Raw genomic sequence first — 15192 nt, 5'->3', positions numbered from 1 at the left:
CCCTTTGTCGGAACGCTTCCCGCATTCGGTTGCGGTATGGGACAGATCCTGTGCGGTGGATGTCAGCGCATTGCGAGGGCCGCGCAAGAAACAGGTAAGAATCCCGAGCGCCGGGCGCAGGTGCTGGTCGGGGTCTCTCCGGCGCCCGGTGCGCGCGGCGTGACTATGGTCACGAAGTGAACAGCCTGACCCCGGCGGTATCGCTACTCACCAGCAACAATGACGGGGTGAACACCACGAGCTCGTCAGTGCCCGCCGCGTCGGTCCTCGTCGCCGAGGACGATCCGCATGTGCGCAGCACGCTGGACCAACTGCTGCGCTTCGAGGGCTATCAGGTGTACCTGGCCGCGGACGGGCAGGAGGCCCTGGAACTGCTGGCGCAACAGCGGCCGGACCTGGCGGTGGTCGATGTGGAGATGCCGCGCCTCGACGGCCTGTCGCTGTGCCGGCTGCTGCGCCGGCGCGGCGACCGGCTACCGATCCTGGTGCTCACCGCCCGGCAGCAGATCGGCGACCGGGTGGCCGGCCTCGACGCGGGCGCCGACGACTACCTGCCCAAGCCGTTCGCCACCGACGAACTGCTCGCCAGATTGCGAGCACTGCTGCGCCGCAGCACCTTCGACGAGGACGACGACACCGTGCTGGCGGTCGGCGACCTGACCCTGAACACTGCGACCAGGCAGGTGCATCGCGGCGACCGCCCGATCGAACTCACCAAGACCGAGTTCGACGTGCTGGAACTGTTGCTGCGCAACGCGCGGATCGTGTTGAGCCGCAGCCGGATCTACGAGCACATCTGGGGTTTCGACTTCGATACCGAGTCCCGTTCACTCGATGTCTACATCGGATATCTGCGGCGCAAGACCGAAGAGAACGGCGAACCACGGCTGATCCACACCGTGCGCAACGTCGGCTACTCCGTGCGGCCCGCGTGATGCTGCGGGCGCGGATCACCCTGGTCGTCGTGGTCGCGGTGGTGGCCGCCATCACCGTCACGCTCGCGACGTCCTATCGCGGGGTCGTGGGCTTGATCAGCGCGCAGTTCGCGCACAGCCTCAACGATCGGGCCGACGCGGTCATCGCGGTGCTGCCCGCGGTATTGCCCGAACGGCCCGACACCATCGAGCAACTGCTGGGTGCGGACGGCGTCGCGCACCCGCTCGTCGCGGACCGGATAGTGCTGCCGGTCGCCGATGCCGATCGGGTGGTCGCCAGAACCGGAAGCGGCACAGCCGAATACAACATCGATCTGGACGGCAAGCCGTACGGCATCCTCACCAAACCGCGGCCGGGCGGCGGCGCCGTGATGGTGGCCCAGCGGTACGAGAAACCGGATCAGATCGACCAGGAATTCCTCTGGCGCACAGGCGGTATCACCGCACTGGCGGTGGCGGTGTCGGCGCTGCTCAGCTGGCTGGTGATCGGTCGCATCCTGCGGCCGGTGCGCCGGTTGCTCGCCGCGACCGAGCACATCAGCTCGACCCAGGATCTCTCGGTGCCGCTGCCGCCCACCGGCCGCGACGAAATCGGCAGGCTCACCGGCAGTTTCGCGACCATGCTGGCCGCGCTGCGCCGGTCGCGCGAGCAGCAGCACCGGCTCGTGCAGGACGCCAGCCACGAGCTGCGGACCCCGCTGACCTCCATTCGCGGCAGCGCCGAACTGCTGCAGCGCGCCCGGGGCCGGCTGGCGCCCGAGGATGAAGCCGAGGTGCTGCACACGTTGGTCCAGGAGTCGGTCGCGCTGGACGCGCTCGTCGCCGAACTGGTCGAGCTGGCTACCGATCAGCGCACCGCGGAGGACGTCACCTCGCTGGATCTGGCGACGCTGGCCGAGGATTGCGCGCAGCGTTTCCGGCACCGCAGCGGGCGGACCATCATGGTCACCGCGGCGCGGCCACAGCCGGTGCTCGGCCGGTTGCGCGCGCTGGAGCGGTGTATCGACAATCTGCTGGGAAACGCGATCAAGTTCAGCCCGGCGGATACGCCGATCGAAGTGCACGTCGAGGGTACGGAATTGACGGTGCGCGATCACGGACCCGGCATCGCGCCCGCCGATATCACCGCCGTCTTCGACCGCTTCTATCGCGCCGCGAACACGCAGGGCACGCCGGGTTCCGGCCTGGGTCTCGCGATCGTCGACGATATCGTGACCGCGCATCACGGCACGGTGTTCGCCGAGCCCGGCGCGGGCGCCCGCGTCGGCTTCCGGCTGCCGCCCGAAGCCGCACCGGCCGACACGTCGCGGCGTAAACGGTCAGCCGGCTGATTTGCGGCCGAGACCGCCGTAGATCACCAGCCGGGTCGCGGGCAGATCCGTGTGGAGGAACTGCTGTGCGGGCGCGACGCCGGGCGGGATCAACTCGAAGCCCGCCATGAGGGCCTCGATCTCCGCCGCCGACCGGTAACGCACCTGGGAGGGGGTGTTCTCGGTGTCGGACTGGGATTGATTGATGAAGTCCGGATTGGTCTCGTTGGACCCGTGCGTCATGGCCAGGTAGCTGCCCGGCGCCATGGCATCGCGGAACGCGGCGAGGATATCGGCGGGCTTCTCCTCGTCCATCACGTAGTGCAGCACGCCGATCATCAGCACGGCGATCGGTTCCTCGAAGTCGATGAGCGATTCGGCCCGCAGCCGGTCGATGATCTCGCGCGGGCGCCGGATGTCGGCCTGCATGACCGACAAGCCCGGCGAGTTGGCCAGCAGCGCGTCGCAGTGCGCGCGCACGACGGGGTCGTTGTCGATGTAGACGACTCTGGCCGAAGGCTCTATCTCCCTGGCCACTTCGTGCACGTTGGGCGAGGTGGGGATGCCCGCGCCGAGGTCGATGAACTGCTTGACGCCCGCGTCGGCGGCCAATTCGACTGCCCGGACCAGGAATTGGCGAATGAACCAGGCCAGGGTCCTGGTGTCCGGGGCGATCGCGAGCATACGATGGGCGACCTGGCGGTCGACCTCGTAGTTGTCCTTACCGCCCAGCATGTAGTCATAGATGCGCGCGGAACTCGGCACTGCGGGATTGAGTTCAGGCGCTCGGTCCATCCCCGACAAGGGTTCCTCCCGATGGGTCTCGGCTTCTCGATCCCCAGCGTAGCGTTCGACCAGCCTGCCCGGCGCACGGCAAAGCGTCAGAATCCGGCCGTCAGGGCCGAATTTTCGACTGGAACCGCGGCGTGGTTCCGTACAGATACCCGGCGACGTAGTTCTCGGCGCGCCGCGCGCGGGTCACTCCCGTTCGGCCAGCCTGGCTGCCCGGGCCATCAGTGTGTCGGCGACGGGGCGGGCGCGCCGGCCCAGGCCGCACGCGGTGGCGACCCCGTCGACCGGCCGGCCGAGGGCGTGCTCGATCTGCCGCAACGTCTCGAATTGCACTGCCTCGGTGGGGATGTCGTGCACCAGCCCCGCGTAGAAGTTGGTGCCCTCGCGCAGGTTCAGGTCCGACAGCGGCGCATAGAACGTGCTCTCGGTCGAAGGCGGCTTGTCCCCGGCCGCGAACGGCGCGTGGATGAATTCCAGCGGGCGATCCGAAGGCCACTGCCGGGCAAGGCAATTGGCGAAATAGACGATCGGGCGCGCGTCCCGCAGGGTGGCCCGGGACTTGTTGTGCAGGCTGCCCACGCACATGTGCACGCCGAACCGGGTCCCCACGGGCGCGGCCGCGGCGAGTGCGGCGATCCGCTTGCTCAACCCCAGCGCCCGGTTCACCACCCGGTGCAGCGGCTGCGTCTGCGCCAGCAGCACCAGCTCCGCGGTGGCTTCCAATTGGATGACCACGTCACCGCCGGTGAGCTGCTGGATCGCGGCGATATCCCGGAGCGCGGCCGCGGTGAACGCCTTACGATGCCGCAGCAGGCCGCTGAGGCCCATGGCGACGAAGGTGAGCGTGAAATCGGTGGGCATACCGATCTGCAGGGTCAGTCCGGGCAGTCCGTGCCGCTCGCGCGCCGCCAGGAAGACCGGCAGGGCCTCCTCCGCCTCGTGCAGATAGCCCAGATCCATCAGGTCGGCGGTGAGTCGCTTACCGCGTGCGGGCCGGTAAATCGTGCGCTGCCGGCTGGTATTCCACTCGCCGGCCTTCTTCGATTCCAAGGCGCCCTGCGCGACCAGGTCTTCGATAATCGGTCTGACGTAGAACTCGTAGCGTCGCGTCTCACCGGTGGGCAGCGTTCGTAGCAGGGGACCGGAAGTGTCGAGCATGGCTTGCATTGCGGTAGCTGTGCTTTCGGCCGGAAAGCTGCCGACGAAGTGCACCGCGCGCGTACCCATGGGTCGGATCTTAGACCGGAGGGTTCCAATGTGGGCCGATGTCGGGTTCCAATCCGGAATGTTGTGCTTTCGATACGTCGCGTGGGTGCTGTCGTGCGCCGTGCGCGCGACCGGACGAGTGCTGAATCATCTTGGGGGATCGCCGAATTCACCCGATACCGGTCCGTTGCGCGGTGGGCAGACCGGTAGCGGCCGATCGGCTACGCGATGGCAACTCCTGCGCAATCGCCCAATCACGCAGGCGGCGCGCCTGATTCGGCCCGAAACAAGCTGACGCCCGATCTCGGCCAGGGGCCGGTAGTGCGCGAAGGTGGCGCGTGACACGGGGAGGGTGGCGCGCGACCGGCGAAGGGTATGGCGTAATGCGGCGAAGGCGACGCGGTGAAGGTGATGCGGCGAAGGCGGCGCGCGACGCGGCGAAGGATAGGCCTTACGCGGCGGAGGCGGCGCGGGGAAGGCGACGCGGGGAAGGCGGCGCGTGACGCGGCGAAGGGTAGGCCGTAACGCGGGGAAGGCGGTTCGGGGCGCGGCGGAGACGGCGCGTGGCGCGGGGGAGGCGGCGCGTGGCACGGCGGCGGCGGCGCGGTGAGGGCGACGCGTGGTGCGGGGAAGGTGGCGCGGCGCGGCGAGGGCGACTTGGTGAGGGTGACGCGCGATGCGGCGAAGGGTAGGGCGTACGCGGCGAAGGCGACGCGGGGGAGGCGGCGCGGAGGCGGCGCGTCACATGGCGGAGACGGTGTAGGCGGCAACGATTGCGGTGCGCAGGTGCGTGGGCGCGGCGCCACCGGGGGTGGGTTGAATCAGCTACTCAGACAGGTGGTTTCGGGTCGTCCATCGCCTCGATGCGGGGGTCGGCGAAGATCTCGACCTGGTCGGTGTCCAGCCGCGCGGCCGCCGAGTCCGTCACGCGCAGGGCGTAGAGACCCTGCGCGGGGTCGACGGGGATGAGGCCGTACGCGGTGTCGACGTCGTCGACCGTGAGCTTCAGTTCGCGCAGTGCGACGGCCAGGGTCGCGTTCGCGGGAAGCCGGATCGTGAGCAACGGCATGCCCCCACGTTACGCGCGGGAGGCCGATTTGTTCAGTTCCGCGAGCAACGCGGCCGTGTCGGTGATGCCGTACCCGTAGTCGTAGTTGTAGCCACCGGCTTGCGCGGTCGCGGTGCGCTGCAACAACGTTCGCAGTTGAGCCGGTGGCAGTGCGGTGGCGGACCACTGCGTGCGCACGGCGGCGACCAGGCCGGCCGCCACCGGGCAGGCGGCCGAGGTGCCGGTATCGGGCTCGGTCGCGCCGAAGGCCGTCGAGCCGAGAAAGTGCGTGTAGGAGCAGATGTCGGGTTTGCGATCGGTCAAACGGCCCGGCCCCTGCGAGGAGTAGCCCACCCGCTGGTTCTTGGTGTCGACACCCGCGATGGACAGCACGCCGGGATGGGAGTTGGCGCCGCCGATCGGGCGGTCTTTGTAGGCGCACCGGCCGTCGGGGCAGTCGCGGCCGCAATTGCCCGCGGCGAAAACGATATCGGCGCCCGCGGCCTCCAGCGAACCGACGATCACGTTGAACGGATGCGAGGGATTGTCGGAGTAGTTGCCCGGCCGTCCGACCGGGAAATCCCAGCTCGGGGAGAAGGAACCCCAACTGTTGCTGATCACCAGTGCGCGGGAGGCGGCCGGCTGATCGGTCAGCACGGTGCGCAGGTGCGCGTAGGCGGCCAGCGCGTCCGAGAGCAGTCCGTCCATGGTGCTGCCGCCCTGCCGAGTGCTCTGCAGCACCGGAATGTCGAGCAGGGTGGCCTGCGGCGCGGCGATGAGTGCGTCGAAGGCGCACATGCTGCCGTGCGCCACCGGGAACTCGCCCGCGGTTCCGTTGACGCCGGGGGGATTCCAGCTGCGCGCCTGATCGATGTGCACGGCCCCGCCCCGGGCCTGCTGCACGTGCGCGGCGTTGATCCCGGTGTCGACGATGGCCAGTGCCACGCCGGTGCCGTCCAGCCCGGCGGCACCCAAATCGCCACGCCGCAGCAGTGTTTCGACGTCGTGCCAGTTGCCGACCGCGGGCGTGTCGCCACAGGTCAGGCTGGTCTGGATCACCGGGTCGGCGAATACGCCGGTGACGCTGCGGGATTTGGACAGCTGGGCGACGCCGCGGGCGAGGTCGTCGTCCGCGATCTCGCCGCGCACCACCACCGACGCGTCCACCGGGTCCAGCGAGTAGCTCAGTCGCTCGACGGCGGCCGCGGCGGGCACCGGTTTCGGCACCGCGACCGGGTCATAGGACTGATCGAGCGTGATACCGGGCAGATGCCCGGCGACATCGGCCGTGGCGACCGGAACGGCGCGATCGGCCACTGCGGTAATCACATCGACGGGCGGGCGAAGCTGGATGAGTACGCGCATGGCGGACATACTGCCGTCCGCGGCCGGGAAGTTCGCGTTGGGCACGCCAGGACGGCCGATGTCGCTATGGGCGGGCGATCGGTGTCGCGGGAAAGCGCAAGCTCCGGGCAATTTCGCCGGGCAGGGCGTGTCCGGGATCACAGCTCGGTAGTTTTTCCTGCATCGCCGGGGGGAGACGGGTCGGCCGGATAATGTGGACCGGGCGAATTCCACTTTGGTTACCGAGTCCTCGTTACCGTCGTTTCTGGTTAGTGATTCAGAATTGCTGTACTGCACCGATATTGAAATCGACCAGCCGAAAAACGTTGATACCGAGTGGGTTAGGAATCGTTTGCCAGCGCAGCCGAGCGGCGGTGGGTACGCTCGGGCTGGTTGCCGATCGCTTCCATTCGGTGGGAACCGGCCTCGGTCAACCGTGTTCGACCTGCTGGATCGGTACAGATGGGACGGTTCGATGAAATCACTGACACGTACGGCCCTGATCGGCGCCGCACTATGCACGGCGGCGTCAGGCGGCGCGCCCGCCGCGGTCGCGGCTCCCGGCACTCCCGGTGAGCACTTGTGCACCATGAAATATCCGACGCCGGAGGGCGATTTCTCCACCTACGCCACCAGTGAAGCGTTCGCGTCCTCGCACAACGACGGCACCTTCGACCTCACGCTGCACACCGACGCCAACTCCGACACCGGATACGACCAGCAGTTCCGGGTGGTCTGGGCGAATCTCGACACCGGCCGCAGCGGCGGCGGCGACACCTCGGCCCGAGTGCAGGGCCCCGACAACGTCCTCTCGATCCCCGCGGTAGACACCAAACCAGGCCGAATAGCCCTGACCCTGAGCGTCTTCAACCACGGCGAAGGCCCGAACTACACCAACGGCGACTGCACCCTCGAATACGTCGCCCACTAGACGTCCCACGCGCCGCGCACGTTCTGCCGCCCCGCGCGCGTGTCTGCCGAACGACACGCGCGCGGGGTGACGAAAGGTGCGCGGGATGTCGGAAGGTGTGCGGGTCGGCGGAAGGCGTGCGGGACGGCAGAAGGCGCGCGGGGTGACGGAAGGCGCGCGGGATGTCGGAAGGTGCGCGGGGTGACGGAAGGCGCGCGGGATGTCGGAAGGTGCGCGGGATGTCAGAAGGTGCGCGGGACGGGGAAAGCGCGCGGGACGACGAAAGGCGTGCGGCAGTCAACCGGTGTGGTTGCGCTATCCGGCGTAGCCGACGCTACCTGGCGTGGCAACGGCTAGCGGCGTGGCTGGCGTGATCCGGTGTGGCTGGCGTGATCCTGGCGTGGTTGCCGCGACCTGCCGTGGTTGCCGCGACCCGGCGTGGCAGCGGCCACCGGTGTGGCTGGCGCGGTCTGGTGTGGTTGCCGCGACCTGGGAGCCGTCGGCCACTTCAACTTGAGGGTCCGCAAACCAGCAGTCGCCGAGCGCAATTCCGCGATTTACCAGCGCGTCGCCCAACCCGCATGCAGCAGCCCGCGAGCCTGTGCTGCGGCCAGCATTTGGGCGGCGACAACTCTGACGCACCTGCACGCGCACGGGCGACAGGAGGCGTGGCCGCCTGCTAACTCTCGGTCGCGGCGAGTCGTGCGTCGGCAGTCCGAGCGGGCGCTCGCATCCCGAATCGATCAACACCCCAACGGCTAGTGGCTGCCGCGACCTGGCGTGGCAGCGGCTGCCCGTGTGGCTGGTGCTGCCCGGTGTGGCAGCTGCTTACGGCGTGGTTGGCGCTGTCCAGTGGAGCCAGCTACCGGTGGTTGGTGCGATGCGGTGTGGCTGCCGCGACCTGGCGTGGCAGCGGCTGCCCGTGTGGCTGGTGCTGCCCGGTGTGGAGCTGCTTACGGCGTGGTTGGCGCTATCCAGTGGAGCCAGCTACCGGTGGTTGGTGCGATGCGGTGTGGCCGGCGCTAGCCGGCGTGGCTGCCGCTTCCTGGTGCTACTCGGTGCGGCAGCCACGCGGTTGGGTGGGTGGGACGATCAGGGGAGGACGGCGCAGGCGGGGCCCAGGTTGATGCCGGTGCCGACGTTGATTTGGCCGCGGCGGACGTAGGCCTCGAAGTCGTCGCCGTCCTTGAGTTCGAGTGCTACGAGCTTGTGCGGGCCCTTGCGGTCGGGGGTCCACGTGGTGCGCGCGGTGCCGGACGCGTCCGCGACGATCTTGCCGGGTCGGAACTGCTTGTGATCCGCGGTCCGCGGGTCGTCGCCGATCTGATCGAGCATGCCGATCGTCGTACCTGGTTCGGTGGTAATGGTGACTTCGTACGAGCAGCCGGTGCCAAGAGCGTCCGAGCTGCCGAAGCTCTGCCCCTGCTCGATATGCATGTTCGTGACCGCCGCCCCGGCTTGGGGCGCGGCGAGCGCGATCGTCGCAGCCAGCGCACCGAGCGTCGCCATCGTGGTGGCGACGGCTCTGTTGGATTTAAACACGTTGAAATGCTCTCTCTAGCAATGGAATCCCCCGGTTGGAGTTGCGGCGGGCGGCGCATTGGCCGATCCGCACACGGTTCCCATCCTTGCGGTCCGGCTTCCGGACTTCAACTCCAATTCTGTTCTGCGGTTTCGGGTTCGGCTGGTTGCAGGGGGTGCAATGTGGGGGTTGCCGAATAGGTGTGGTGGTCTTTGCGATCGGTTCTTGCGTTTGGGGTGGTTGGCTGGCTGCCGAAGTTCTACTGGCTCAGTTTTGTGTTCCTGCCGCGGGAGTTACATGAATGGTGCTGGGCGCGTTGGGTGCCGTTCCCGGCTGTAGGCGCGCGTCAGGTGCGTGGGGTTTCGTTCCAGCGTGGTCATCTGGCTGTGGTGCCGTTCTCGAGAGTTCCTTTTCGGGGTGGGTTTGCTGCTCAGGAAATGCACTCTTTCTCGGGTCTCGCACCCCCTCTGGACGCCCCGAAAGGGTGCGAAACCCGAGAAGGGGTGCAGATTTGGGCTTTCGCGTGTCGACACGCACCTATCTGTCGCTTGGTTCGCATTGCCCACCGCGATCGCCGGTTCCGGCGTGCTCGCCGGGTTGTGGCGCGGGCTTCACAGAGCTTTCATGCGGTTCGCAGGGCTTATAACCCCTGTGAACCGCATGAAAACTCTGTGGGCTCCTACCTATCTGTCGCTTGGTCCACTCCAGGCCGCCGCCTTTCCCCGAGCCGCCCGAAACGCAACCACAGCCAGATGACCGCGCTGGAACAAGACTCCGCGCGCCTGGCGCGCGCCTACAGTCGGGTACGGCAGACGACGCGCTCAGCATGATCCGGGTGTAAACGTGGGACGGGGGACCCCTTGACGGGAGGGCGCCCCGCCGAAAACCGCACTACACCAACAACTCCAAGCGACTCGAAACGCAACCACAGCCAGATGACCACGCTGGAACAAGACTCCGCGCTCCTGACGCGAGCCTACAGCCGGGTACGGCAGACGACGCGCTCAGCATGATCCAGGTGTAGACGTGGGACGGTGCACACCTTGACGGGAACCGCCCCACCGAAAACCGCACCGCACCAACAACTCCGGCACTCGTGAAGACGCCCCGCGCACTACGAGGGAAACGACTGTAGCCCCGCACATTTCACGGGCAAAGCGCATGTGCCAGCAAGCTGTTGGCGCGGGATTCGATGTCGGCGGATTCGGTGATGGTGAGGGTTGCGGTGCGGCCTTGGGGGGTGGTGCCGGAGAGGGTGATGTAGCCGGTGATGCCGCCGGTGTGGCCGAGGAATTTTGTGCCGCAGGGTAGGTCGGTGGTCATCAGGCCGAGTCCGTAGTCGAGGGGGTAGGGCTCGCTCATCGGCAGGCTGGCCAGCATCGCGTCCATTTCCGGGCGGCGGAGCAGTTCGCCGGCGATCAGGGCGGTGAAGAAGCGGTTGAGGTCTGCGCCGGTGGATACGAGTCCGCCGGCCGCGCCGGGCACCGAGGGTTCGATCCGGGTGACATCGGTGAGTGTGCCGTCGATGATCGCGTAGCCGTGCGGGTGCGGACCGCGGATGTCGTGTTCGCCGGCGGGCGGCAGGTAGGTGTCGGCGAGGCCGAGCGGGGTGCCGATGCGTCGTTCCAGTTCGGCGGCATAGGGATTGCCGGTGCTGGTGCGGATGAGTTCGGTGAGCACGACGTAGTTCGTGTTGGTGTATTTCTGCCGGGTTCCGGGCGCGAATTGGGCGGGGCGGCGCAGGGCGAGCCGGATCTCCTCGTCGGGCGTGAACACCCGGCCCGCGGCGGCGGCCGCGACCTCGTCGACCTCCGCGTCATCGCTGAACTCGGGTAATCCACTGCGGTGCTGCAGGATCTGGCGCACGGTGATCGCGCGCCCGTCGACGCCGTCGCCGGTCAGCAAGCCGGGCAGGTAGGTGTCGATCGGCTCGTCCAAGCGAATCCGGCCCTCGCCGACCAGTTGCAGCACGATCGTCGCGATGAAACTCTTGCCGACACTGCCCACGCGTACCCGCTGCGGGTGATCGGTCGGAATCGGCTCTCTTGTAACTCGATTCGCGACGCCCGCGGACAGCGTCGTGGTGTGTCCGGCCACGGTGGTGGTCGCGATGGCCCCGGTGATGCCCGACCGCACCAGCTCGTCGAGATCCGCCTGCACCCGTGCCGCACCGTCCGGCGCTGCTTCCGAGGTGGATTTCGCGCATCCGGCGGCGACCAGTGCGACGAATGCCATGACAAGAGCCAACTTACGCATGGCTCGGACACTAGAAGTCCCGAAGTGCTCCGCACATCAGGGAAATCCCGTACCCATACCCGGGATTCGGTGCTGCCACCCCTGGTCCATCAGACGCACACCCCGGCGCCGGGGCCGGGGCGTGCGCGAGGGTCAGTCGGCTGCGATCTCGCTGCGGTCGCCGCTCCACAGGGTGTGGTACTTACCGGGCATATCGATGCGCTCGTAGGTGTGGGCGCCGAAGTAGTCCCGCTGTGCCTGGGTGAGGGCGGCGGGCAGGCGCTTGGCGCGCAGGCCGTCGTAGTAGGCGAGCGAGGACGCGAAGGCCGGGACGGGGATGCCGAGTTGCACGGCGGCAGCCACCACCCGGCGCCAGCTGTCGATGGCGTTCTCGATGGCCGCCTGGAAGAACGGATCGAGAATGAGGCTGGGCAGCTGCGGGTTGGTGTCGTACGCGTCCTTGATGCGGTTGAGGAAGCGGGCGCGGATGATGCAGCCGCCGCGCCAGATGGTCGCGAGATCGCCGGGCCGCAGATTCCAGTCGTATTCGACGCTGGCGGCGGCGATCTGGTCGAAGCCCTGGGCGTAGGCCACCACTTTCGACGCGTAGAGCGCGCGCTCGATATCGGCGGTGAACTGCTCGGCGTCGGTGGGCTTGGCGGCCAGCTGGCCGGAGGCGAGGCCACCGGCGGCCGCGCGCTGCGCGGTGGCGCCGGACAGGGCACGAGCGAACACGGCCTCGGCGATACCGGTCACCGGCACGCCGAGGTCCAGCGCCGCCTTGACGGTCCAGCGGCCGGTGCCCTTCTGTTCGGCGGCGTCGAGGATGACATCGACCAGCGGGGTGCCGGTCTTGGCGTCGGTCTGGTTCAGCACCTCGGCGGTGATCTCGACCAGGTAGCTCTCCAGCTCGCCCTGGTTCCAGCCGGTGAAGACGTCGGCGATCTGCTTGGCGTCGAAGCCGAGCGCGTCGCGCAGCAGGTGGTAGGCCTCGCCGATGAGCTGCATGTCGGCGTACTCGATGCCGTTGTGCACCATCTTCACGAAGTGGCCCGAGCCGTCCGGCCCGATGTGGGTGCAGCACGGCGTCCCGTCGACCTGCGCGGCGATCGACTCGAGCAGCGGTCCCAGCGTCTCGTAGGACTCCTTCGGGCCGCCGGGCATGATGGCCGGGCCGTTCAGTGCGCCTTCTTCGCCGCCGGAGATACCCGCGCCGACGAAGTGCAGGCCGCGCTCGCGCAGCGCCTTCTCCCGGCGGATGGTGTCGGTGAACAGCGCGTTGCCGCCGTCGATGATGATGTCGCCCTCGTCCATCGCGGCGGCGAGTTCCTCGATCACCGCGTCGGTGGGGGCGCCGGCCTTGACCATGATCAGCACGCGGCGCGGCTTCTGCAGCGCGCCGACGAACTCCTCGATCGTCTCGGTGCGCACGAAATCGCCTTCGTCGCCGTGCGCCGCGAGCAGCGCGTCGGTCTTGGCGATGCTGCGGTTGTGCAGTGCCACGGTGTGTCCGTGACGGGCGAAGTTGCGCGCGATATTGCTTCCCATCACCGCGAGGCCGGTGACCCCGATGTGGGCGCGTGCGTTCGATCCCGCCGATGACGTCATGCTGTCTGGCCTTTCACTCGGCGCGGACCGGCCGCGCTCCACCGACTGTCGGCACCCGAGCGTCTGGCTTGCTCGTCGAATCCGCGGGCGCACCGTAACCGCAGGTCGGCGGGGGCCCGGTGGTTCGCTTGTGCCGCAAGAGAACCTGCCGTCCAACCTACATGGGCGGGCCGCTCGCCTCGGCGGTCGGCCCGGTTCGGATCCGCGCAGCTCACGGCGGACGTCCTGACCACGCCCCGGCATAACATAGGATCATCCGATGCCGCTACGTCGCTGGGTCGTCGCCTGCCTCGTGTTCGCCGTCGCCGCGCTGAGCGTCGGGTGCGGTGGCGCCGACGAGGCGAAACCGGTCAAGGTCGGGGTGCTCGTGATCACTATGTTCGACCCCGAGACCGAGCCGTGGTTGCAACGCGAATCGCTGCCGATCACGGTGAACTTGCCCACCGCGTACAAGCCGGTGCACTGCAACGCCGAGGGCCTGTGCGTCGCGCAGACCGGGCAGGGCAAGACCAATGCGGCGTCCACCATGATGGCGCTGCTGGACAGTCCGCAGCTCGATTTCGACGACGCCTACTTCCTCACCGTCGGCACCGCGGGCACCCCGCCGGATCAGGGCACGCTCGGCGGCGCGGCGTGGGCGCGCTGGGTGGTCGACTTCGATCTCGGCAATCATCTCGTGCCCGCCGAGGCGCCGGAGCTGCCCTATGGGTACCGGCCCGTCGAGAACTACGACACCGCCGCCTTCCAGCTGAACGAGTCGCTGGTCGAGACGGCGTTCCGGCTGACCGAGCATGCCCCGCTCGCCGACAGTCCCGAGGCCGCCGCCGAGCGGGCGCAGTTCCCCGGGCAGGAGGGCCGTAAGCCCGCGGTGGTCAAGTGCGACACCATGACCGGTGACGACTGGTATTCCGGCAAACAGCTCTCCGAGACCGCGCGCTACATCATGGGCGTGCGCACCGAGGGGCGCGGTGTCTACTGCACGACGCAGATGGAGGACAACGCGACCGCGGCGGTGCTGCAGCGGCACGGCAAGCTGGATCGGTATCTGTCGCTGCGCACCGTGAGCAATTTCGATCAGCCCTATCCTGGTCAGAGCGTCATGGATCACATCCAGCAGCATTCCGCCGGGTTCCGGCTGTCGCTGGACAACGGCTACACGCTCGGTCGGCTGGTGGTCGATCACCTGCTGCGGAACCCGCCGCAGCGCACGCGGTAGGGCAGTGCCGCGGCACCGATTCGGACCGCTGGTGTTGCTCGGTAAATTAAGTTAGGCTAACCTCAGACTTTGCGCCGGAGGTGGTGCACGTCGGCCTGATCGGCCGATGGATCTCCATGGAACGCAAGGGATGTCACACAAATGACGAAAATCGGCGCGCTCGCATGAACCGGGCGGCTCATCTCGAACGGATCGCCGAGGTGCTCGACGGCGAGGCGGGCGGCGCGAAGGTGCCGTACCCGATCGGCCTGCGCGAAGTGACCGTGCTCGACACCCGGATGATCGGTTCCGGGCTGCGCCGGCTGACCTTCGGCGGCCCCGAACTCGCCGGGTTCGAAAGTCACGCCCCCACCGAGCACGTCCGGTTGATCTACCCGGATCCCGACGGTGCGCTGCGCCTGCCCGAGCAGGTCGATCTCGCCCTGAAATGGCCGCGTCCGCTGCCGATCTCGCGCGAGTACACGGTGCGGCGCTATGACGCGGCGGCCGGTGAACTCGACATCGATTTCGCGCTGCATCCGGGCGGCCACGCGGCGGAGTGGGCCGCGGCGGCGACGCCCGGGACGCGGGTGTACATCGCCGGCCCGCCCGGGGGACTGGTGGTGCCGTTCACCTACGACCGGTACCTGCTGGCCGGCGATATCACCGCGCTGCCCGCGATCGCTCGCTGGCTGGAGGCGCTGCCCGCCGACGCGGCGGGCTGGGCGTTCATCGAGGTGGTCGACGAGTCGGAACAGATCGAGCTGAGCGCGCCCGCGGGCGTCGAGGTGCGGTGGCTGCATAGGGGCGAAGTCGCGCCGGGGCGCTCGGACCTGCTCGAGCGCGCGGTGTGCGGTGTCGCACTGCCGGCGGGCGAGCGGATCTACGCCTGGATCGCCGCCGAGGCGGGCGTGGTGCGGCCGCTGCGCCGCTGGGTACGAGAAGTGTTGCGCGCCAAGCCCGGTGACTCCGATGTCACGGCCTACTGGAAGCGCGGGCACGCGGACTTCGACGAGGACCACGAGACCGACGCCGAATAACGGCGGCTGTTGGTTTCGGCATTACCCGCCTGCTGCCCGGTGTCGTG

12 protein-coding genes are annotated in these 15192 nt (G+C 68.3%); 5 read left to right on the top strand and 7 right to left on the bottom strand.

Annotated features, from left to right (window positions below; genetic code table 11):
- Positions 1-248: 248 nt before the first annotated feature.
- On the top strand, positions 249-935 hold the full coding sequence (locus O3I_RS33265; RefSeq protein ID WP_041564685.1) for a response regulator transcription factor: 687 nt from the start codon (positions 249-251) through the stop codon (positions 933-935).
- Positions 935-2266: a HAMP domain-containing sensor histidine kinase gene (locus O3I_RS33260; RefSeq protein ID WP_051066806.1), complete on the top strand. Its 1332-nt coding sequence runs from the start codon at positions 935-937 to the stop codon at positions 2264-2266. Before O3I_RS33265 ends, O3I_RS33260 begins: the two co-directional genes overlap by 1 nt.
- On the opposite strand, the gene O3I_RS33255 is transcribed toward O3I_RS33260, so the two are convergent.
- The 4 genes from O3I_RS33255 to O3I_RS33240 form a co-directional block, all read right to left on the bottom strand.
- A complete protein-coding gene (locus O3I_RS33255) occupies positions 2255-3040 on the bottom strand; it encodes an SAM-dependent methyltransferase (RefSeq protein ID WP_014987419.1) in 786 nt (261 codons plus the stop codon). The two genes, O3I_RS33260 and O3I_RS33255, sit on opposite strands and share 12 nt — an antisense overlap.
- Before the next feature lie 183 nt (positions 3041-3223).
- Positions 3224-4264, bottom strand: coding sequence for a hypothetical protein (locus O3I_RS33250; protein WP_014987418.1), 1041 nt, complete (start codon positions 4262-4264; stop codon positions 3224-3226).
- A gap of 808 nt (positions 4265-5072) precedes the next feature.
- Positions 5073-5312, bottom strand: coding sequence for a hypothetical protein (locus O3I_RS33245; protein ID WP_014987417.1), 240 nt, complete (start codon positions 5310-5312; stop codon positions 5073-5075).
- A gap of 9 nt (positions 5313-5321) precedes the next feature.
- On the bottom strand, positions 5322-6656 hold the full coding sequence (locus O3I_RS33240; protein WP_041564683.1) for a S8 family serine peptidase: 1335 nt from the start codon (positions 6654-6656) through the stop codon (positions 5322-5324).
- Positions 6657-7110: 454 nt separating this feature from the next.
- On the opposite strand from O3I_RS33240, the gene O3I_RS43150 reads away from it, so the two are divergent.
- A complete protein-coding gene (locus tag O3I_RS43150) occupies positions 7111-7566 on the top strand; it encodes a hypothetical protein (protein ID WP_141691889.1) in 456 nt (151 codons plus the stop codon).
- A gap of 1071 nt (positions 7567-8637) precedes the next feature.
- Here O3I_RS43150 and O3I_RS33230 read toward each other — a convergent pair.
- From O3I_RS33230 to gndA, 3 genes are all read right to left on the bottom strand, one after another.
- Positions 8638-9087 carry a hypothetical protein gene (locus O3I_RS33230; protein WP_141692133.1) on the bottom strand — a complete coding sequence of 150 codons (450 nt, stop codon included), beginning with the start codon at positions 9085-9087 and terminating at the stop codon, positions 8638-8640.
- A gap of 1126 nt (positions 9088-10213) precedes the next feature.
- Complete coding sequence (locus tag O3I_RS33225; protein ID WP_041563024.1) at positions 10214-11323, bottom strand: serine hydrolase domain-containing protein; 1110 nt, start codon at positions 11321-11323, stop codon at positions 10214-10216.
- A gap of 132 nt (positions 11324-11455) precedes the next feature.
- Positions 11456-12910: an NADP-dependent phosphogluconate dehydrogenase gene (gene gndA / locus O3I_RS33220; RefSeq protein ID WP_014987412.1), complete on the bottom strand. Its 1455-nt coding sequence runs from the start codon at positions 12908-12910 to the stop codon at positions 11456-11458.
- Between the two features lie 259 nt (positions 12911-13169).
- On the opposite strand from gndA, the gene O3I_RS33215 reads away from it, so the two are divergent.
- A complete protein-coding gene (locus O3I_RS33215) occupies positions 13170-14126 on the top strand; it encodes a purine-nucleoside phosphorylase (protein WP_014987411.1) in 957 nt (318 codons plus the stop codon).
- Positions 14127-14290: 164 nt separating this feature from the next.
- The gene (locus O3I_RS33210; protein ID WP_014987410.1) at positions 14291-15145 is read left to right on the top strand and encodes a siderophore-interacting protein; all 855 of its coding nucleotides are present in this window, start codon (positions 14291-14293) and stop codon (positions 15143-15145) included.
- The last annotated feature ends 47 nt before the right edge of the window (positions 15146-15192 follow it).

It is taken from the genome of Nocardia brasiliensis ATCC 700358 (genome assembly GCF_000250675.2).
GTDB classification, from domain to species: domain Bacteria; phylum Actinomycetota; class Actinomycetes; order Mycobacteriales; family Mycobacteriaceae; genus Nocardia; species Nocardia brasiliensis_B.
Note: the sequence above shows the minus strand (reverse complement) of the source record. Positions and strands in the feature narration are given on the sequence as shown.